This is a genomic window from Faecalibacterium sp. Marseille-Q4137 (assembly GCF_017377535.1).
Taxonomy (GTDB): domain Bacteria; phylum Bacillota; class Clostridia; order Oscillospirales; family Ruminococcaceae; genus Faecalibacterium; species Faecalibacterium duncaniae.
Window position 1 is genome coordinate 1 of the sequence record NZ_JAFREK010000105.1, and the last position, 1363, is coordinate 1363.

Consider the following 1363-nt stretch of genomic DNA (forward strand, 5'->3'; position numbering starts at 1 on the left):
CAGGATTTTTCAACTAAATTTTACCGCTAATCATTCATACGGTCAAGAGAAAGAGGCTCAAAACCTGAGAAGATGCAGAAAAATGTTAGAGACAATCGACGATTTTGCCAAAAATAATAAAATTTAATTGTATACTCCGTCCAATAAGCCGTCGACAAAAGAGAAAGGAAGATTTCGATGTCAAGGAAAGGATTGAACATCTACAAAAGAAAGGATGGCCGGTGGGAAGCACGCTACATAAAGTCGCGAACCGCTCAAGGTAAACCTTTATATGGCTATTTGTATGCATCATCGTATCACGAAGCACGTAACCGTTTGCAGGATGTGATTCGACTTCAAGGCAACGCCCCTAATTCTAAAGAGATGAGTAAAGGTTCAGTCTTTGAGTTCTTCTCTATAGAGTGGCTTGATACCTTTTCAACAAGCTTTAAAGAGTCAACCTATATCCGTTATCGCACTCTAATAAGGTGTTATCTGATGCCGTATTTCCAGACAGCAAAAATCGAGAGCATTACGAAGGAACATGTGCTGGATTTTTGTAAAGAGATTGAAACACATGGTAAAAGGGATGGAACAGCTCTTTCGACTAAAACGGTTTCTGACATTCTTTCTGTTCTTCGCCGTATCTTGCATTACGCAAAGGCTCAGAACATACCAGTAGACTCTGCGATTTTTGACATACGGATAAAACAAACACCGAAACCCTTGCCCGTTTTGAGCTTGTCCGAACAGTTGACGCTTCAGAAATATCTAATAGGCCACCCCGATTGTCTGAATCTCGGCATCCTCTTATGTCTGTTCACTGGTATCCGAATCGGAGAGCTGTGTGCGTTGACATGGGACAAGATTTCTCTTTCTGAGAGAAATCTTTGTATTTGCCAAACGATGCAGCGCATTCAGACTCGAATACCTGAATCTCAAAAAACACATATACTCATTTCATCCCCCAAAAGCAGCTCTGCAAATCGGACGATTCCGGTTTCGCATATGTTGTTTGAATATCTGAATATGTACCCGTTAGGCAAGACCGGTTACTTTCTGAGTGGCTCGTCATCTAGGCTGATTGAACCACGCTGCGTTCAGCGCCGGTTTCATAAGATTCTCATGGCATGTGGTCTAGAAAATCGAAATTTTCATGTTCTTCGGCACACATTCGCTACCCGTTGTGTGGAAGCGAGAATCGACATCAAAACTCTGAGTGAGATTTTGGGGCATTCATCTGTTACCATCACAATGAACCGGTATGTTCATCCTTCGTTGGAGTTGAAGAGAGAAACAATGGAACAGTTGGCCGATTTCATCTCCGTCAAATAAGCCGTCGTTTCGAAATATCAAACGATTCAAGGTAATTTTGTTGTCGGTA

1 protein-coding gene is annotated in these 1363 nt (G+C 41.9%); it reads left to right on the top strand.

Features of this window, described 5'->3' with window-relative positions:
- Positions 1-177 precede the first annotated feature (177 nt).
- Complete coding sequence (locus J3353_RS15980) at positions 178-1314, top strand: site-specific integrase (RefSeq protein ID WP_177717489.1); 1137 nt, start codon at positions 178-180, stop codon at positions 1312-1314.
- The last annotated feature ends 49 nt before the right edge of the window (positions 1315-1363 follow it).

Bases quoted from the DNA above. Each gene is read 5' to 3' on its own strand.
- J3353_RS15980 (WP_177717489.1), top strand. From the start codon at position 178: ATGTCAAGGAAAGGATTGAACATCTACAAAAGAAAGGATGGCCGGTGG.